Here is a 15,333-nt window from a genome sequence, read left to right on the forward strand (position 1 = left end):
GGCATGCAGCCTGAGACGACCATCATCGCGCGCCCCGAGACCGCAGCCCCGACTACCCGCGCCGCCGTGCACAAGACAGTGCTGATGTGCCGCCCTGAGCACTTCACCGTGAGCTACCGCATCAACCCATGGATGCACCCCGAGATCCCCACGAGCACCTCGACCGCCGTGCGCCAGTGGGAGACCCTCTACGACGCCTACCGCGGCCTCGGCTACGACGTCGAGCTGATCGATCCCATCGAGGGCCTCAACGACATGGTCTACGCCGCGAACGGCGGCTTCACCCTCGACGGCAAGGCCTACGGCGCGAAGTTCACCTACGAGCAGCGCGTGCCGGAGGGCCCCGCCTACATGGCGTGGTTCGCCGACCACGGCTTCGAGGTGCACGAGCCCCAGCAGATCAACGAGGGCGAGGGCGACTTCCTGCTCTCGAACGGCGCGATCCTCGCGGGCCACGGCTTCCGCACCTCGCTCGAGTCGCACGACGAGCTGCGCGGCATCTTCGGCCGCGAGGTCGTGAGCCTGCGCCTCGTCGACCCGGCGTTCTACCACCTCGACACCGCGATCGCGATCCTCGACGACGAGAACATCGCCTACCTGCCGAAGGCGTTCGACGACGCCAGCCGCGCGGAGCTCGAGCGCCGCTACCCCGACGCCGTGCACGTGAACGAGGAGGACGCCTCCGTGCTGGGCCTCAACTCGTTCGGCGACGGCCGCACGATGCTCATCGCGGGGAGGGCGACCGACTTCGAGCGCCAGCTCACCGAGCGCGGCTACGAGACGATCGGCCTCGACCTCTCCGAGCTGCTGCTCGGCGGCGGCGGCATCAAGTGCTGCACGCTGGAGCTGCGGCGATGACCGGCACGACGACCCACGCCGACGCGCTGAGCACCGCGACGCAGGCCGCGATCGCGCAGGTCGAGGCGAGTGCCGCGCACAACTACCACCCGCTGCCCGTCGTGGTCGTGGAGGCGTCCGGCGCGTGGGTGACCGACGTCGACGGCCGCCGCTACCTCGACTGCCTCGCCGCCTACTCCGCGGTGAACTTCGGGCACGGCAACCCGCGCCTGCTGGCGGCGGCGCACGCGCAGCTCGACCGCGTCACGCTCACGAGCCGGGCGTTCCACGCCGCCGCGCTCGGCCCGTTCGTCGAGGCGCTCGCGCAGCTCGCCGGCAAGGACATGGTGCTGCCGATGAACACCGGCGCCGAGGCCGTCGAGTCGGGCATCAAGGTGGCTCGCCGCTGGGCCTACGAGGTCAAGGGCGTGCCGGCCGGGCAGGCCGAGATCATCGTCATGGAGGGCAACTTCCACGGCCGCACGACCACGATCGTCTCGTTCTCCGACGACCCGGATGCCACCACCGGCTACGGGCCGTTCACGCCCGGCTTCGTGCGGGTGCCGTTCGGCGACGCCGAGGCGCTCGAGGCCGCGATCACGCCCAACACGGCCGCCGTGCTGCTCGAGCCCATCCAGGGCGAGGCCGGCATCATCGTGCCCCCGGCCGGCTACCTGCAGCGCGTGCGCGAGATCACCGAGCGCGAGCGCGTGCTGTTCATCGCCGACGAGATCCAGTCGGGCCTCGGGCGCACCGGTGCGACCTTCCAGTGCGACAACGAGGGCGTCGTGCCCGATGTCTACCTGCTGGGCAAGGCGCTCGGCGGCGGCGTCGTGCCGGTCTCGGCCGTGGTCGCGGACGCCGACGTGCTCGGCGTCCTCACGCCCGGCTCGCACGGCTCGACCTTCGGCGGCAACCCGCTCGCGGCCGCGGTCGGCCTCGAGGTCGTGCGGATGCTCGCCGAAGGAGACATGCAGGCACGCGCCCGCGCGCTGGGCGCCAGGCTGCAGGCAGGGCTCGGCGAGCTGGTCGGCCATGGCGTCACCGCCGTGCGCGGCGCGGGGCTGTGGGCGGGCATCGACATCGACCCGGCCGTCGGCACGGCGCGCGACGTCTGCATGCGGCTGCTCGAGCGCGGCATCCTCGCGAAGGACACGCACGGGCAGACCGTGCGCCTCGCGCCGCCCATCGTCATCGAGGAGGGCGACCTCGACATGCTCGTCCGGGAGTTCCGGGCGGCGGTCGGGGCCTAGCCCAGGCATCGGGGACCCCTTCGACCGGACAGGACCTGGTGCACCGGGTCCTTGCTGGTGGGAGGGGTCCCGGAGCTGCTCGGCGCTACGGCTCGGGCGTCGCCTGCATCGGGTCGACCGCATCCGCCTGCTGCCGCCCGTCCGTGCCGTCGCCGAGCACCGCGGAGATCATGCCGAAGACGTTGCCGTCCGGATCGCGCAGGTAGCCGACCCGGCCGACGCCCTGCAGGTCCGCAGGGTGCACGGCCGCCGCGCCGCCGAGCTCGATGCCCCGCGCGAACGAGGCGTCGACGTCGTCCACGCCCACGACGATCGTGCTGCCGTTGACGGGCGCGCCCGCCTCGGGTGCCGGACCCTCGCGCTGCGTGAGCCCGCCGTCGATCCCCATGCCGGGCGAGCCCGCACCGATCGAGCCCTCGCCGGTCGCGATCGACCAGTACTGCCACTGCCCGAACCGCTCGAACCGCCACCCCAGCAGCTGCGCGTAGAAGTCGATGAGCCGCTGCGGCTCGCTCGCATGGATCTCGAAGTGGACGACGAGGCTCATGGCGCGACGCTACGCCCCGGGTCCCACGGGGGCCAGGGGCATGATGGACGGATGCGCACGCACTACCGCTTCGACCACGCGTGGCAGCTCGACGCGGCCCCGGAGGCCGTGCTCGCGCTCCTCGAGGACCTAGCCGGCTACGGCGCGTGGTGGCCGGCGGTGCGCGTGACCGGCGGCTCGTCGGGGACGGGGGCGCGCACGGCCGACCTGGCGGTGCGCGCGCCGCTCGGCTACCGCCTGCGGATCACGCTGGCCGAGGACGCGCACGCGGAGGGGAGCGAGCCGCTCCCGCACGAGCTGCGCGCCTCCATCAGCGGCGACCTCCAGGGCTGGTGCGCGTGGCGCGTCGAGCCCGAGGGCGTCGGCACCCGCGTCGGGTTCGCGCAGGAGGTGCAGGTGCGCCAGCGCGTCCTGCGCGCGCTGAGCCCGCTGCTGCACGGCGCCCTCGCGCGGCAGCACGGCGCCGTCATGCGCTCCGCGGAGACGGGGATGCGGCGAGCGCTGGGAGCCTGAGTTCGCTTCCGGGCGAGACTGGCGTACGCTCGCGGGCGTGGCAGAGAGCATCCTCCTCGGGCACGCCCCCAGGCCGACCGACGGCGCGCAGCTGGCGAAGCGCATCCGCACCCTCGTGATCGCGGCGGAGCCCGCGGGCATCGCCTGCACCTCCGTCATCGACGCGGAGCTCGACGGCGCCGACATCGCGCGGCTGCACCTCGACCTCACCGACTTCACCCTCGCCGGCGAGGTCGACCGCGACCGCGCGCGGCTCGAGCCCCAGGGCGCACCGGTCTCGAGCGAGTCGGCCGTGCTCCGCAACCTCACCGTCCGGGCTGCGCCGATGCGCGTCTCCGGCGCGGAGGTGACGCTCGACGCGCAGCTGCGCGACCTGCCGTTCCGGTGGATCGAGACCGACAACCGCGAGCTCGCGGTCGAGCTGGCCAGGCCCAGCGACGAGCAGCCGCTGCACGGGCACGCGATCGTCTCGGTGCCCAAGCACCAGCTCGGCGCCGCCGTGCTCGGCCTCGCCGAGTCGGCGCTGCTCGACATGGGCGTCACCGTCTCGCGGCTCGACGTCGACGTGGAGTCGACCGGCCCGCACAGCCTGCGGCTCATCGTCGACGGCAAGGTGCGCAAGGGGCTGCTGGGCGCGTCGGTGCACGGCTCGGCGAGCGCGAGCATCGACGACCGCATGGGCGTCACGCTCAGCGACATCCGGCTCGAGAGCGGCAACCCGCTCGTCGCTGCACTGCTCGCGGCGACGCGCGGCAAGGTCCAGGGCTACGAGGGCCGCCGCATCGACCTCGCAGCCGAGCTGCCGGAGGGCATCCGCCTCGCCGACGTGCAGGTGCGCGTCACCGACGACGTGATCCTCGAGGCGCGGCTGGTCTGAGCGCCTCGGCCTCGGTCTCGGCTCAGGCCGAGACGAGCGCCGCCTGCCGCTCCGCGAGCCGGACTCCGGCCGCCGCGAGCCGCCGGGACGACTCGTCGGCGTCGATCCAGTCGAGCGCCGCGAACTCGCCGAGCGGCACGACCGAGTGCACGACCGTGCTCGGGTAGACGTGCACAAGGTTGAACGCGCGCGCGCCGTCGCGGCCGCGCGTGCCGCCGACCGGCACGTTGAGGTCCTGCGTGTAGCAGGTGGCCGATGCGACCGACACCGGGATGCCGGCCACCGACGCCGTGGACGAGTAGTGCAGGTGCCCCGCGAGGATCGCGCGCACGTCGGTGCCGACGAGCGACGCGGCGAGCGCCGACTGGTCGCGCAGCTCGACGCTCACAGCGAGGTCGAGCACGCTCGGCATCGGCGGGTGGTGCATCGCGAGGATCGTGCCGTGCGGCGCCGGCGTCGCGAGCACGCCCCGCAGCCACTCGAGCTGCTCGGGGCTCACCTCGCCGTGGTGGCGGCCGGGCACGGTCGAGTCGAGCGTCACGATGCGCAGCCCGTCGAGGTCGACCACCGCGTCGACGGGGGCGTCGGAGGCGGGCTCGTCGAGCAGCTCGCGCCGGAACGCCCCGCGCTCGTCATGGTTGCCCATCACCCACACGACGCGCGCGCCGAGGTCGTCGGCGACCGGCTCGACGATGGCGCGCAGCCGCCGGTAGGCGTCGGGCTCGCCGCGGTCGGCGAGGTCACCGGTGAAGACGATCGCGTCGGGCCGGGCACCGGACGCCTCGAACTCGGCGAAGAGGCGGCGCAGGTGCACCTCGCTCGGGACGCGGTCGTAGAGGCTGCCGCCGCCGGCGAGGAGGTGGGTGTCAGAGATGTGGAGCAGGAAGTGGTTCGGCCTCGGGTGCTCGGCCGATCGGATCTGCACGGTGCCCTCCGCTGTCGTCGGGTGCGCTCTGCATCGAGCGCTGGTCGAAACCTAGTCCAGTCCACCCACGGAAACCGGGTCTGCACACGGCGTGTACGCCAGGTGAACGGCCGATGAGAGGCGGTCGTACCATGGGAAGCGCCCCGACAGGCCGGGCGCACCCCAGAAGGCAGGAGCCGCCCAGCACGTGAAGCACCGCATCCCCGATCCGCATCCCGCTGACGCTGCCGCGTTCGTGCGTCCGACGGACGACGTCGAGCCGCAGGTGTCGACCGCGCCCGAGCTCGTGCTCGTGCACGTCGACGGGCGGCTCGCGCGGTTCGACCGGGACGACGTCGTGGTGCGCAAGGGGCTGTACGCGCTCGCGGACGGCCACATGACGCCGCACGAGTCGATGGTCGAGGACCTGCTCGCGATCGGCGCGGCGCTCGACGAGGCGGGCATCCCGTGCCTGCTCGTGCGCGACGACGACGGTCGGCCGATCATCGCGGTCGACCGCGCCCGCCGCAAGGCGCTCGCTGCGGCGCTCGCGGAGGCGTTCGCGGGCGAGCCGTTCTACGCCGAGGGGATCGCGCCCAAGAAGGCGGCGCGCGGGCCGGTGCTGCTCGCCGACGGCCGCCTCGCCGGCCACCCCAAGGCATCCGTGATGCGCGTCTACCGGCCGCGGGTCGAGCCCGCCGGACGGCTGCGCTACGGCCGCGAGACCGCGGTGCAGCTCGAGCTCTGGCGCTTCGGCGAGGAGTCGCTCACCGCGCCGCTGCCCAACGCCCTCATGCGCGCGACGATGCCGCGCCATGAGGCGGTCGTCGACACGGTGCAGCGCTACGGCCGCGAGTGGCAGACGATCCAGGACATGTGGGAGCCGCTCGCGAGCGACGTGTCGTTCGACATCGACATGGTCTTCTCGTGGGTCGACGGCTCGAGCGACGACTTCCAGCGCGAGCGCGCCAAGCGGATGCAGGCGTACGTCGTCGGTGAGGGCGACGACTCGGAGGCGCGCTACCGCCAGATCGACGAGCTCAAGTACGCGCTGCGGTCGGTGCACATGCACGCGCCCTGGGTGCGGCGGATCTTCATCGCCACCGACTCGCCCGCGCCGGCCTGGCTCGCCGACCACCCGAGGGTGACGATCGTGCCCGCAGAGGCGATGTTCGCCGACCCCTCGGTGCTGCCAACGCACAACTCGCACGCGGTCGAGGCGCAGCTGCACCGCATCGAGGGGCTCAGCGAGCACTTCCTCTACTCGAACGACGACATGTTCTTCGGCCGCGCGCTCAAGCCCGACATCTTCTTCTCGCCCGGCGGCGTCACGAAGTTCGTCGAGGCGACCACGCGCATCGGGCTCGGCGACACGACGCCCGACCGCTCCGGCCACGACAACGCCGCGCGCACGAACCGGCAGGTGCTGCGCCGCCGCTTCGGCGCGATCACCACCCGCCACCTCGAGCACTGCGCGGCGCCGCTCACGCGCGGCGTGATGGCCGAGATGGAGCGGGAGTTCGCGGAGGAGTTCCGCCGCACGGCCGCGGCGCGCTTCCGCTCGGCGACCGACATCTCGGTGACGAACTCGCTCTACCACTACTACGCGCTCATGACCGGGCGAGCGGTCCAGCAGACCGGCGCGAAGGTGCAGTACATCGAGACGACCCTGCGCAAGGCGCTGCCGGCGATGCAGCGGCTGCTGCGGAAGCGCGACCAGGACATGTTCTGCCTCAACGACGGCTCGTTCCCCGAGATCTCCGTCGAGGAGCGCACCGCCGCGGTGCGCTCGTTCCTCGAGGCGTACTTCCCGATCGCCGCCCCGTGGGAGCGCGATGCGCGCGGCGCCGCCGATGCCACGCGCGGCTTCGGCGTGCTCGGCTCTGCCTAGCCCAGCAGCGCGTCGACCTCGGCGGCCGTCGGCACGCTCGAGGAGGAGCCGCGGCGCGTGACCGCGATCGCGCCGGCTGCGGCCGCGCGACGGATCGCCTGCTCGAGCGACAGGCCGCCGGCGATGGCTGCGGCGAGCGCACCCGCGTAGGCGTCGCCCGCGGCGGTCGTGTCGACCACCTCGACCGGGATGGAGGGGTGGTCGGTCGCGCCCTCGGCCGTGATGAGCACGCTGCCCGCACCGCCCATCGTGATGAGCGCTGCACCCGCGCCCCGCTCCAGGAACCAGCGCCCGGCCGCGATCGCGCCGTCGCGCGAGTCGACTCGGATGCCGGTGAGGAGGCTCGCCTCCGACTCGTTCGGCTTCACGATGTCGACGAGCGGCCAGATGGCCGGGTCGAGCGGCGCTGCGGGCGCGGGGTCGAGGATCACGGTCATCCCCGCCTCGCGCGCGAGCCGCGCTGCCGCGAGGGTGATGGCGAAGGGCGTCTCGAGCTGGGTGAGCAGCACGCGGGCGCTGCCCGCGAGGGCCGAGAACGCGCGCTCGAGCTGCGCCGCGTCGAGTGATGCGTTGGCCTGCGGCACCACGACGATGTCGTTGTCGCCGTCGTCGGCGACGCGGATGTGCGCGATGCCGGTCTGCCCCGGCACGGTGCGCACGTGCTGGAGCTCGACGCCGGCGGTGCCGAGGCTCTCGGTGACGAGCCGGCCGAACACGTCGTCGCCGACGCATCCGACCATGTGCGCCGTCGCGCCGGCCCGCGCCACGGCGACCGCCTGGTTGGCGCCCTTGCCGCCGAGCTGCAGCTCGAAGGCGTCGCCGGTGATGGTCTCGCCGCGCTCGGGCACGCGGGCCGAGAAGGTCGTGAGGTCGACGTTGATCGAGCCGACGATGAGGACGCCGCTGGTCTCAGGCATGGCTCGAGGCTAGCGGCAGCGGCCGCCCCGACCGCCGCGAGAGTCGCGCGGGACGGCTCGCACAGCGCACAATGTCTACGGTTGACAGAAGGAGGGCGTGATGTCCGGAGTGCAGGTGCAGCGGTCGAGGAGCCTCGGGCGCCAGGTCGCGGACGTGCTGCGGCAGCGGATCGTCCGAGGCGAGATCCTGCCGGGCTCGCGCCTCGTGGAGGAGGCCGTCGCCGAGGAGTTCGCCGTCAGCCGCGGCCCGGTGCGCGACGCCTTCACGCAGCTGAGCTTCGAGCGGCTCGTCGAGGTGCGCAAGCCCGCGGGCGTCTTCGTGATCGGCCTCACGCTCGACGACGTCGAGCAGCTCTACAGCCTTCGCGGTGCGCTCGAGGCGCTCGCGCTGCGGCGCGCGATGCGCGTCGAGGACGAGGAGCGCTGGCGCGAGTCCGAGGGCTCGGTCGAGGCGATGCTCGAGAGCGCCCGCCGGCAGGACGCGGAGGCGTTCCTCGCGGCCGACCTCGTCTTCCACTCGCAGATCTACGACCTCGCCGAGCACCCCAGGCTGCTCGGCGCGTGGGAGCAGTACAAGCCGACCTTCGAGGCGCTCCTCGACGTCACCATCCACCAGGACCGCGACCTCACGGATGCGGCGGAGGACCACGCGCGACTGCTGCAGACGATGCGGTCGGGCGACGAGGAGGCCGCCTCGGCTGCGCTCGCGCGGCACCTCGAGGGGTCGCACGCGCGCATGCGCGCTGCCATCGAGGCTCGCTGACGACGTCGGCAGGTCACCCTTCCTGCACCGGGGACGCGGCTGGTCGGCGCCCGGCCGCAGCGGGGTCTGGCGCGCGCGTGCCGCCGTCTCCCGAACGCCCTCCCACCGTCGCAACGCGCGGGTCGAGAGAAACAGTTGACTGTAAACAGTGAACGAGGCTAGTGTCATGCCATCGGCACCCGCCGACCCACTCGATGACGAGGAGGAGCAACGATGCCCCGTCCCCACGCCCCCCGCCCGATCGCCGCACTCGCCGCGATCGGCATCGGCGCCGCCGCACTGGTCGGCTGCTCCGCGAGCACCCCGAGCACCGACGGGAGCGCGGCTCCCGAGGAGTCCGCGGCCTCCACGTTCCCCGAGGGCGACATCCGCCTGATCATCCAGGCCAACCCCGGTGGCGGCTCCGACCTCTCGTCCCGCGCGCTCGCCGCGGAGCTCGAGCAGATCCTCGGCGTCTCGGTGATCGCCGAGAACATGCCCGGCGCCTCCGGCGCGCTCGCGATGGAGTACGTCGCGTCGCAGCCTGCCGACGGCACCGTCATCGGCTTCGGACCGGTCGAGATCGCGATGCTCAACACGACGCAGGGCGCCGACGTGCTGCCCGAGAACTACGACTTCCTGGGGCAGATCATGCTCGCCCCCGGCGTCATCTCGGTCGCCGCCGACAGCGACATCCAGACGCTCGAGGACCTCGTCGCCCGCTCGGAGGAGGCGCCCCTCACGGTCGCCAACTCCGGCGCAGGCTCGATCTGGGAGGCCGCCACGCTCGGCCTCGGCGACGTCACCGGCGCGCAGCTCACCCCCGTGCCCTACGACGGCGGCGCGACCGCGGTCTCGGCCGCGGCATCCGGCGAGGCCGACGCGGCCGTCTCCGGCCTCGGCGAGGCGCTCGCGCAGGAGGGCGCCGTCCGCGTGCTCGCCGTCATGCACGGCGAGCGCCACCCGAAGGCGCCCGACGTCGAGACCGTCGAGGAGGCGCTCGGCGAGGACGTCGCGTTCGGCGGCTGGGGCGGCATCTACGCGCCGGCCGGTCTGCCGGAGGACGTGCACGCCACCCTCGAGGACGCGATCGCGCAGGCCGTCGAGAGCGAGAGCTACCAGCAGTTCCAGGACAACTCGGGCAACCTCGTCGTCTACCGGGACTCCGAGGAGTTCACGACCTTCGTCGAGGACCAGTTCGGCATCTTCCAGGACCTCCTGGGCTGACGCCTCGGGGCGGCCGGGCCGAGCCCGGCCGCCCCATCCCCGTCGCGCGGGCTCCAGCCCGCCGGCCCGCGCTGCCGACCGGGCAGCCCCTTCCGCGCGAATGCTGAGGAGTCGACGATGACGGACACCGCACCCGCACCCGCACCCGCGCGTCGCTGGACGCGCGACACCGCGATGGACCTGGTGGTGTCGCTCGCGCTCCTCGCGCTCGCGATCGCCTACCTCGTGCTCTCCTCGCAGATCGAGCTGCGCCGCGAGGCGGCGCCCGGCCAGATGGACGCCCGGGCGTGGCCCGTGTTCCTCGGCGTCGCGGCCGTCGTGACCGCCGGCCTGCTCGTGCTGCGCACGATGCTGCGCGGTGCCGATCCGCGCGACGAGATCGAGACGGCCCAGCCGGGCGGCCTCCTCCGCGTCGGCGGCACCATGGCGATCGCGCTCGCCTACCTCGCGCTCTGGGCCGTGAACGACCTCGTGCTGCCCGGCATCAGGATCCCCGTGTTCCCGATCGCGACCGCGCTCGCGGTCGCTGCCCTGCTGCTGCTCTACGGCCACCGCGGCTGGAAGGGCCTCGTCATCTACCCGATCGCGCTCGCAGCCCTCAACTGGGTGCTGTTCGCGATGCTGCTGAGGATCCCCCTGTGAACGCCTTCGTCGACGGCATCTCGGCCCTGCTCGAGATCAACGTCATCATCGCCCTCGTCGTGGGCATGGTCCTCGGCATGCTCGTCGGAGCCTTCCCCGGCCTCACCGCGACCATGGTCGTCGCGCTCGCCGCCGGCTTCACCATGACGATGGAGCCCGTGCAGGGCCTCGCGGTGCTGCTGTCCATCTACGTCGCCGCCAACTTCGGCGACCGCGTGCCGTCCATCCTCGTGAACACACCGGGCACGCCCGCCTCGATCGCGACGACGCTCGACGGCTACCCGATGGCGAAGCAGGGCAAGGCGGGTCTCGCGCTCACCGTCTCCGCGCTCGTCTCGGCCGTCGGCATCCTCGCGTCGATCATCCTGTTCTGCGCCGCCGCCGTGCCGATCGCCTCCTTCGCGCGGTCGTCGTTCAAGAGCCCCGAGCTCTTCGCGCTCGTCGTCTTCGGCATCGCCGTGATGATCGGCATCTCGTCGAAGTCGATGCTCAAGGGCATCCTGGGCGGCCTCATCGGCCTCATGCTCGGCACCGTCGGCGCCTACTCGGCCACGGCCGACCAGCGCTTCACCTTCGGCGTGCTCGAGCTGCAGGAGGGCCTCAACTTCATCGCTGTCATCATCGGCCTCTTCGGCATCGCCGAGCTCTTCGACCAGCTGCTCACCCACACGAAGTCGTCGGTGCGGCCCATCTCGAGCCTCGGCCGGTGGTGGCCGAACCGCTCGGAGCTGCGCCAGACCGGTCGCGCGGTCGCCGTCGGCGGCGGCGTCGGGCTCGGCGTCGGCCTCATCCCCGCCGCGGGCGGCGACATCGCCGGCCTCATCGGCTGGGAGCGCGCCCGCCGCGTCTCGAAGACGCCCGAGCGCTTCGGCAAGGGCTCGCTCGAGGGCCTCGCCGCGGCCGACACGGCCTCGAGCGCGACGCTCGGCGGCTCGCTCACGACCACCATGGCGCTCGGCGTCCCGGGCGACTCGGTGATGGCGGTGATGATCGGCTCGATGATCATCTGGGGCATCGCCCCGGGCCCGAGCCTCTTCACCAACCACCCCGACCTCGTCGTGTCGATCGCCGGCATCATGCTGCTCGCGACCCTGCTGTCGCTCGGCCTGAGCCTCGTGCGCATGAAGGGCATGGTGCGCCTGCTCGACGTGCCGCAGCCGTACCTGTGGAGCGGCATCCTCATCTTCTGCATCGTCGGCACCTACGCGACGACGAACAGCCTCTCGACGGTGCTCACGATGCTCGTGTTCGGCGTGGTCGGGCTGATCTTCAAGCGGATCGAGATGCCCGCCGGCCCCGTCGTGCTCGGCCTCCTGCTCGGGCCGCTCGCGGAGGAGAACCTCGCCCGCACGCTCGCGATCCTGCCGACGCGCCCCTTCCTCGAGGTCGTGAGCCCCATCGCGCTCGCGCTGCTCGCCCTCGCGGTGCTCTCCGTCGTCGTGCCGGCCGTCCGCGCGAGCATGCGATCGCGACGCGATCGGACCTCGCTCGCCGAGCGCCTCCGCGAGGAGGCGGCGGCGGAGGCCGCCGAGCGCGGCACCACCGGACCCGAGACCGACCCGACCGATCCTGCCGGCGCCGCCAGCGCGCCCGGCGCCGACACCCGACGGAGCTGACGTGCCCCACGACATCCTGACCGCAGTCCCCACCTCGTTCCTGCCCGGCGGCGAGCTCGACGCCGAGGGCAGCCGCGCGATCCTCGAGCACGTCGGCCGCTCCGGCAACGAGGGCGCCTTCGTGCTCGGCACGACCGGCGAGTTCCCCGTCATCGAGGAGGAGGAGTTCACGACGCTCACGCGCCTCGCGATCGACACGCTCGGCGGCACCATGCGCGTCGTCGTGCACATCGGCCACCCGAGCGCGTACGGCGCCCTGCGGCGCCTCGCGATCGCCCGCGCGGCCGGCGCGACCGAGGTCGCCGCGATCACGCCCTACTACCTGCCGGTGAGCGACGAGGCGATCCTCGACTACTTCGCGCAGCTGTCCGCCGCATCCGACGGCATCGCGCTCTGGGTCTACGTCTACCCCGCGCGCAGCGGCAACCACGTCTCGCCCGCGCTGCTCGCGCGGCTCGCGACGCTGCCGAACGTCGTCGGCGCGAAGGTGAGCGAGCTCTCGCTCGACGAGATCCAGGCCTACCGCGATGCGGTGCCGGAGTCCTTCGTGCTCTACACCGGCGCGGACCGCGACCTCGTCGCCGCCGCGGGCTCCGGCGCGCAGGGCGTCGTCTCGGGCGTGAGCTCGGTGCTGCCGCGGCCGTTCCGCGCGCTCGCCGGCGCCGCCGCGAGCGGCGACGCGGCCGAGATCGACCGCGCCCAGCACGACGTCGACGACGTCGTCGCCATCATCGGCGGCGACATGGCGCGCATGAAGGAGGCGCTGCGCATCCTCGGCGTCGCCGACGGCACGTGCCGCATGATGCTCGACGCGCCGGACGAGGCCGCCATCGCCGAGATCCACCGCGTCGTCGCCGCGTACCGCTGACACCAGGCGGCGCGAGCGCGCCGCGAGGAAGGACACCCGTGACCACCTACACGTTCCCCGAGCGGCGCGTCGCCGCCGAGGCCGCGCCCCGCACCGTCTACGCGGTCGCCTCCGGCGATCTGCGGCTCGCCGCGAACACCACCTGCTGGCCCGCCCAGCAGGCGTTCGAGGCGCAGGTCGGCGCCGCGCTCGAGTCGCACGGGTGGGCCATGCAGCGCGCCCACGAGGTCGACCCCGAGACCGGGCACGGCTTCATCGACTCGCAGGCGAAGGGCATCCGCGTCTTCCGCGACGTGCCGAAGGATGCGCCGGTCGTCGTCGTCGACGCCGTCTGGCAGTACAGCCACCACGTGCTCGCGGGCCTCCGCGCCCACCGCGGCCCGATCCTCATCGTCGCCAACTGGTCGGGGCAGTTCCCGGGCCTCGTCGGGCTGCTCAACCTCACCGCGAGCCTCACGAAGGCCGACATCGCGCACTCGATCCTCTGGAGCGAGGACTTCACCGACGCGTGGGCGCGCACGAGGCTCGCGGAGTGGCTCGAGACCGGCACGATCGCGCACGCGACCGAGCACGTGCGCGACCTCGCGGCGCTGCCCGAGAGCGAGGAGGCCCGCCTGGGCGCCGAGCTCGCGGCGCAGCTGCGGGACGACCACGCGGTCATCGGCGTCTTCGACGAGGGCTGCATGGGCATGTACAACGCGATCATCGACGACGAGATGCTCAACCCGACCGGCATCTACAAGGAGCGCCTCTCGCAGAGCGCGCTGCTGGCCGAGATGGACCGCGTGCCGGACGCCGAGGCGGAGGGCGCGCTGCGGTGGCTCGAGGACGCCGGGCTGACGTTCCACTGGGGCGAGGACGACGCGACCGAGCTGACGCGCGCGCAGGTGCTGAGCCAGATGCGGATGTACATCGCCGCGCTCCGCATCGGCGACGACTACGGCGTCGACGCGATCGGCATCCAGTACCAGCAGGGCCTCAAGGACCAGTGCGCCGCGTCCGACCTCGCGGAGGGGCTGCTCAACAACGTCGAGCGCCCGCCGGTCCGGTCGCGCGACGGCGAGCGGGAGCTGTGGGCCGGCGCGCCGCTGCCGCACTTCAACGAGGTCGACGAGGGCGTCGCGGTCGACGCGCTCGTGACGAACCGAGTGTGGACCGCGATGGGCTTCGACCCCGCCACCACGCTGCACGACATCCGCTGGGGCGAGGACTACGACGGCGAGTTCGTCTGGGTGTTCGAGATCTCGGGCTCGGTGCCGGCGAGCCACAACGGCGGCTACGACCGCTCGTACTCGATGCGCCAGGTGCCGATGTTCTTCCCGAAGGGCGGCGGCACGCTCTCGGGCGTCTCGAAGCCGGGCGAGATCGTCTGGTCGCGCGTGTTCGTCATGGACGGCGCGCTGCACGTCGACATCGGCAGGGCGCACGTCGTCGCGCTGCCCGAGGAGGAGACGCAGCGCCGCCTGGAGTCGACCGACCGCCAGTGGCCGATCATGCACGCGGTGCTGCACGGCGTGAGCCGCGACCAGCTGATGGCGCGCCACAAGTCGAACCACATCCAGGTCGCCTACGCGCCCGACGCGGAGGCGGCCGACCGGGCGCTCACCGCGAAGGCGGCGATGTTCGTCGGCATGGGCATCCGCGTGCACCTCTGCGGCGACGTCGCCATCTGACCCGCACGGCGAAGGGCCCGGCGCAGCGCTGCTGCGGCGGGCCCTTCGTGGTGGGCGGCGTCAGACGGCCGTGTAGCCGCCGTCGACGAGGTGGTAGCTGCCGGTGATGAAGCTGGCGTCCTCGGAGAGCAGGAACGCGGTGAGCGCGGCGACCTCCTCGGGCGTGCCGAGCCGGCCGAGCGCGTGCTTCGCGGCCATCCCGTCGCGCGCCGCCTGGTCGAGGTTCTGCTCGAGCAGCGGCGTGAGGATGTAGCCCGGGCCGACGGCGTTGATGCGCAGGCCCTCGGGGCCGTACTCGACGGCCGCGTTCTTCGTCAGCCCGACGACCGCGTGCTTCGTGGCCGTGTAGGCGCTGCTCATGGGCGCCGCGACGGAGCCGTGGATCGACGCCATGTTGACGATCGCCGACTGCTGCGGGTGCTCGAGCATCGCCGGGATCTGCGCGCGCATGCCGTGGAGCACGCCCGTGAGGTTGACGTCGACGACCTTCTGCCACGCCTCCGGGGCGATGTCGGCCGTGCGCGCCGGCGCGCCGCCGATGCCGGCGTTGTTCACCGCGAGGTGCAGGCCGCCGTAGGTCTCGACCGCGGTGCGGACGACGCGCTCGGCGTCCTCCGCGGAGGCCACGTCCTGCTGCACGGCGGTCGCGGTGCCGCCTGCGGCGACGATCTCGTCGACGACCCGCTGCGCCGCGTCGATGGCGATGTCGGTCACCACGACCTGCGCACCCTCGCTCGCGAGCCGCTTGCTCACCGCCTCGCCGATGCCCGAGCCGCCGCCCGTCACGAGTGCCACCTTGCCGTCGAACCGTGCCATCGTCCTGCTC

15 protein-coding genes are annotated in these 15,333 nt (G+C 72.9%); 11 read left to right on the forward strand and 4 right to left on the reverse strand.

The window, feature by feature from the left end:
- Nucleotides 1–3: 3 nt before the first annotated feature.
- Both ddaH and rocD read left to right on the forward strand, forming a co-directional pair.
- Complete coding sequence (gene ddaH, locus ACVWW9_RS05795; RefSeq protein WP_456514745.1) at nucleotides 4–858, forward strand: dimethylargininase; 855 nt, start codon at nucleotides 4–6, stop codon at nucleotides 856–858.
- Nucleotides 855–2,090, forward strand: coding sequence for an ornithine--oxo-acid transaminase (gene rocD, locus ACVWW9_RS05800; protein ID WP_456514746.1), 1,236 nt, complete (start codon nucleotides 855–857; stop codon nucleotides 2,088–2,090). The genes ddaH and rocD overlap by 4 nt, the downstream gene beginning before the upstream one ends.
- 85 nt (nucleotides 2,091–2,175) lie before the next feature.
- Here rocD and ACVWW9_RS05805 read toward each other — a convergent pair whose 3' ends face one another.
- Entirely contained in the window at nucleotides 2,176–2,637 is a 462-nt protein-coding gene (locus ACVWW9_RS05805; protein ID WP_456514747.1) for a VOC family protein, read from the reverse strand.
- 51 nt (nucleotides 2,638–2,688) lie between these two features.
- Here ACVWW9_RS05805 and ACVWW9_RS05810 point away from each other — a divergent pair, with 51 nt between their 5' ends.
- Together ACVWW9_RS05810 and ACVWW9_RS05815 are read left to right on the forward strand one after the other, a co-directional pair.
- On the forward strand, nucleotides 2,689–3,150 hold the full coding sequence (locus ACVWW9_RS05810) for an SRPBCC family protein (RefSeq protein ID WP_456514748.1): 462 nt from the start codon (nucleotides 2,689–2,691) through the stop codon (nucleotides 3,148–3,150).
- Between the two features lie 37 nt (nucleotides 3,151–3,187).
- Nucleotides 3,188–4,027, forward strand: a complete 840-nt coding sequence (locus tag ACVWW9_RS05815; protein ID WP_354257243.1) for a hypothetical protein — start codon at nucleotides 3,188–3,190, stop codon at nucleotides 4,025–4,027.
- A 22-nt stretch (nucleotides 4,028–4,049) separates the two neighbouring features.
- Here the strand turns inward: ACVWW9_RS05815 and ACVWW9_RS05820 are convergent, their stop codons facing one another.
- On the reverse strand, nucleotides 4,050–4,952 hold the full coding sequence (locus ACVWW9_RS05820; RefSeq protein WP_354257240.1) for a phosphodiesterase: 903 nt from the start codon (nucleotides 4,950–4,952) through the stop codon (nucleotides 4,050–4,052).
- 265 nt (nucleotides 4,953–5,217) lie between these two features.
- On the opposite strand from ACVWW9_RS05820, the gene ACVWW9_RS05825 reads away from it, so the two are divergent.
- The gene (locus tag ACVWW9_RS05825; protein WP_456515408.1) at nucleotides 5,218–6,822 is read left to right on the forward strand and encodes a stealth family protein; all 1,605 of its coding nucleotides are present in this window, start codon (nucleotides 5,218–5,220) and stop codon (nucleotides 6,820–6,822) included.
- Here the strand turns inward: ACVWW9_RS05825 and ACVWW9_RS05830 are convergent.
- Nucleotides 6,819–7,739, reverse strand: coding sequence for a ribokinase (locus tag ACVWW9_RS05830; RefSeq protein ID WP_456514749.1), 921 nt, complete (start codon nucleotides 7,737–7,739; stop codon nucleotides 6,819–6,821). The two genes, ACVWW9_RS05825 and ACVWW9_RS05830, sit on opposite strands and share 4 nt — an antisense overlap.
- 100 nt (nucleotides 7,740–7,839) lie before the next feature.
- Between ACVWW9_RS05830 and ACVWW9_RS05835 the strand changes: the two genes are divergently transcribed.
- The 6 genes from ACVWW9_RS05835 (at nucleotide 7,840) to ACVWW9_RS05860 (ending at nucleotide 14,507) form a co-directional block, all read left to right on the forward strand.
- Nucleotides 7,840–8,502 (forward strand): GntR family transcriptional regulator, encoded by a 663-nt coding sequence (locus tag ACVWW9_RS05835; protein ID WP_354257234.1) that lies wholly within the window; start codon nucleotides 7,840–7,842, stop codon nucleotides 8,500–8,502.
- Nucleotides 8,503–8,715: 213 nt separating this feature from the next.
- A complete protein-coding gene (locus ACVWW9_RS05840) occupies nucleotides 8,716–9,708 on the forward strand; it encodes a tripartite tricarboxylate transporter substrate binding protein (RefSeq protein ID WP_123696764.1) in 993 nt (330 codons plus the stop codon).
- A 117-nt stretch (nucleotides 9,709–9,825) separates the two neighbouring features.
- On the forward strand, nucleotides 9,826–10,350 hold the full coding sequence (locus ACVWW9_RS05845; RefSeq protein ID WP_456514750.1) for a tripartite tricarboxylate transporter TctB family protein: 525 nt from the start codon (nucleotides 9,826–9,828) through the stop codon (nucleotides 10,348–10,350).
- Entirely contained in the window at nucleotides 10,347–11,966 is a 1,620-nt protein-coding gene (locus ACVWW9_RS05850) for a tripartite tricarboxylate transporter permease (protein ID WP_456514751.1), read from the forward strand. Before ACVWW9_RS05845 ends, ACVWW9_RS05850 begins: the two co-directional genes overlap by 4 nt.
- A gap of 1 nt (nucleotide 11,967) precedes the next feature.
- A complete protein-coding gene (locus ACVWW9_RS05855; protein ID WP_354257223.1) occupies nucleotides 11,968–12,834 on the forward strand; it encodes a dihydrodipicolinate synthase family protein in 867 nt (288 codons plus the stop codon).
- A gap of 38 nt (nucleotides 12,835–12,872) precedes the next feature.
- Nucleotides 12,873–14,507, forward strand: coding sequence for a fucose isomerase (locus tag ACVWW9_RS05860; RefSeq protein WP_456514752.1), 1,635 nt, complete (start codon nucleotides 12,873–12,875; stop codon nucleotides 14,505–14,507).
- A gap of 60 nt (nucleotides 14,508–14,567) precedes the next feature.
- Here ACVWW9_RS05860 and ACVWW9_RS05865 read toward each other — a convergent pair whose 3' ends face one another.
- Nucleotides 14,568–15,323, reverse strand: a complete 756-nt coding sequence (locus tag ACVWW9_RS05865; RefSeq protein ID WP_354257217.1) for an SDR family NAD(P)-dependent oxidoreductase — start codon at nucleotides 15,321–15,323, stop codon at nucleotides 14,568–14,570.
- Between the last annotated feature and the right edge of the window lie 10 nt (nucleotides 15,324–15,333).

This window comes from Agrococcus sp. UYP33 (assembly GCF_054060915.1).

Coding starts and splice junctions, on each gene's coding strand:
- ddaH (WP_456514745.1), top strand. CDS start 4: ATGCAGCCTGAGACGACCATCATCGCGCGCCCCGAGACCGCAGCCCCG.
- rocD (WP_456514746.1), top strand. CDS start 855: ATGACCGGCACGACGACCCACGCCGACGCGCTGAGCACCGCGACGCAG.
- ACVWW9_RS05805 (WP_456514747.1), bottom strand. CDS start 2,637: ATGAGCCTCGTCGTCCACTTCGAGATCCATGCGAGCGAGCCGCAGCGG.
- ACVWW9_RS05810 (WP_456514748.1), top strand. CDS start 2,689: ATGCGCACGCACTACCGCTTCGACCACGCGTGGCAGCTCGACGCGGCC.
- ACVWW9_RS05830 (WP_456514749.1), bottom strand. CDS start 7,739: ATGCCTGAGACCAGCGGCGTCCTCATCGTCGGCTCGATCAACGTCGAC.
- ACVWW9_RS05835 (WP_354257234.1), top strand. CDS start 7,840: ATGTCCGGAGTGCAGGTGCAGCGGTCGAGGAGCCTCGGGCGCCAGGTC.
- ACVWW9_RS05840 (WP_123696764.1), top strand. CDS start 8,716: ATGCCCCGTCCCCACGCCCCCCGCCCGATCGCCGCACTCGCCGCGATC.
- ACVWW9_RS05845 (WP_456514750.1), top strand. CDS start 9,826: ATGACGGACACCGCACCCGCACCCGCACCCGCGCGTCGCTGGACGCGC.
- ACVWW9_RS05865 (WP_354257217.1), bottom strand. CDS start 15,323: ATGGCACGGTTCGACGGCAAGGTGGCACTCGTGACGGGCGGCGGCTCG.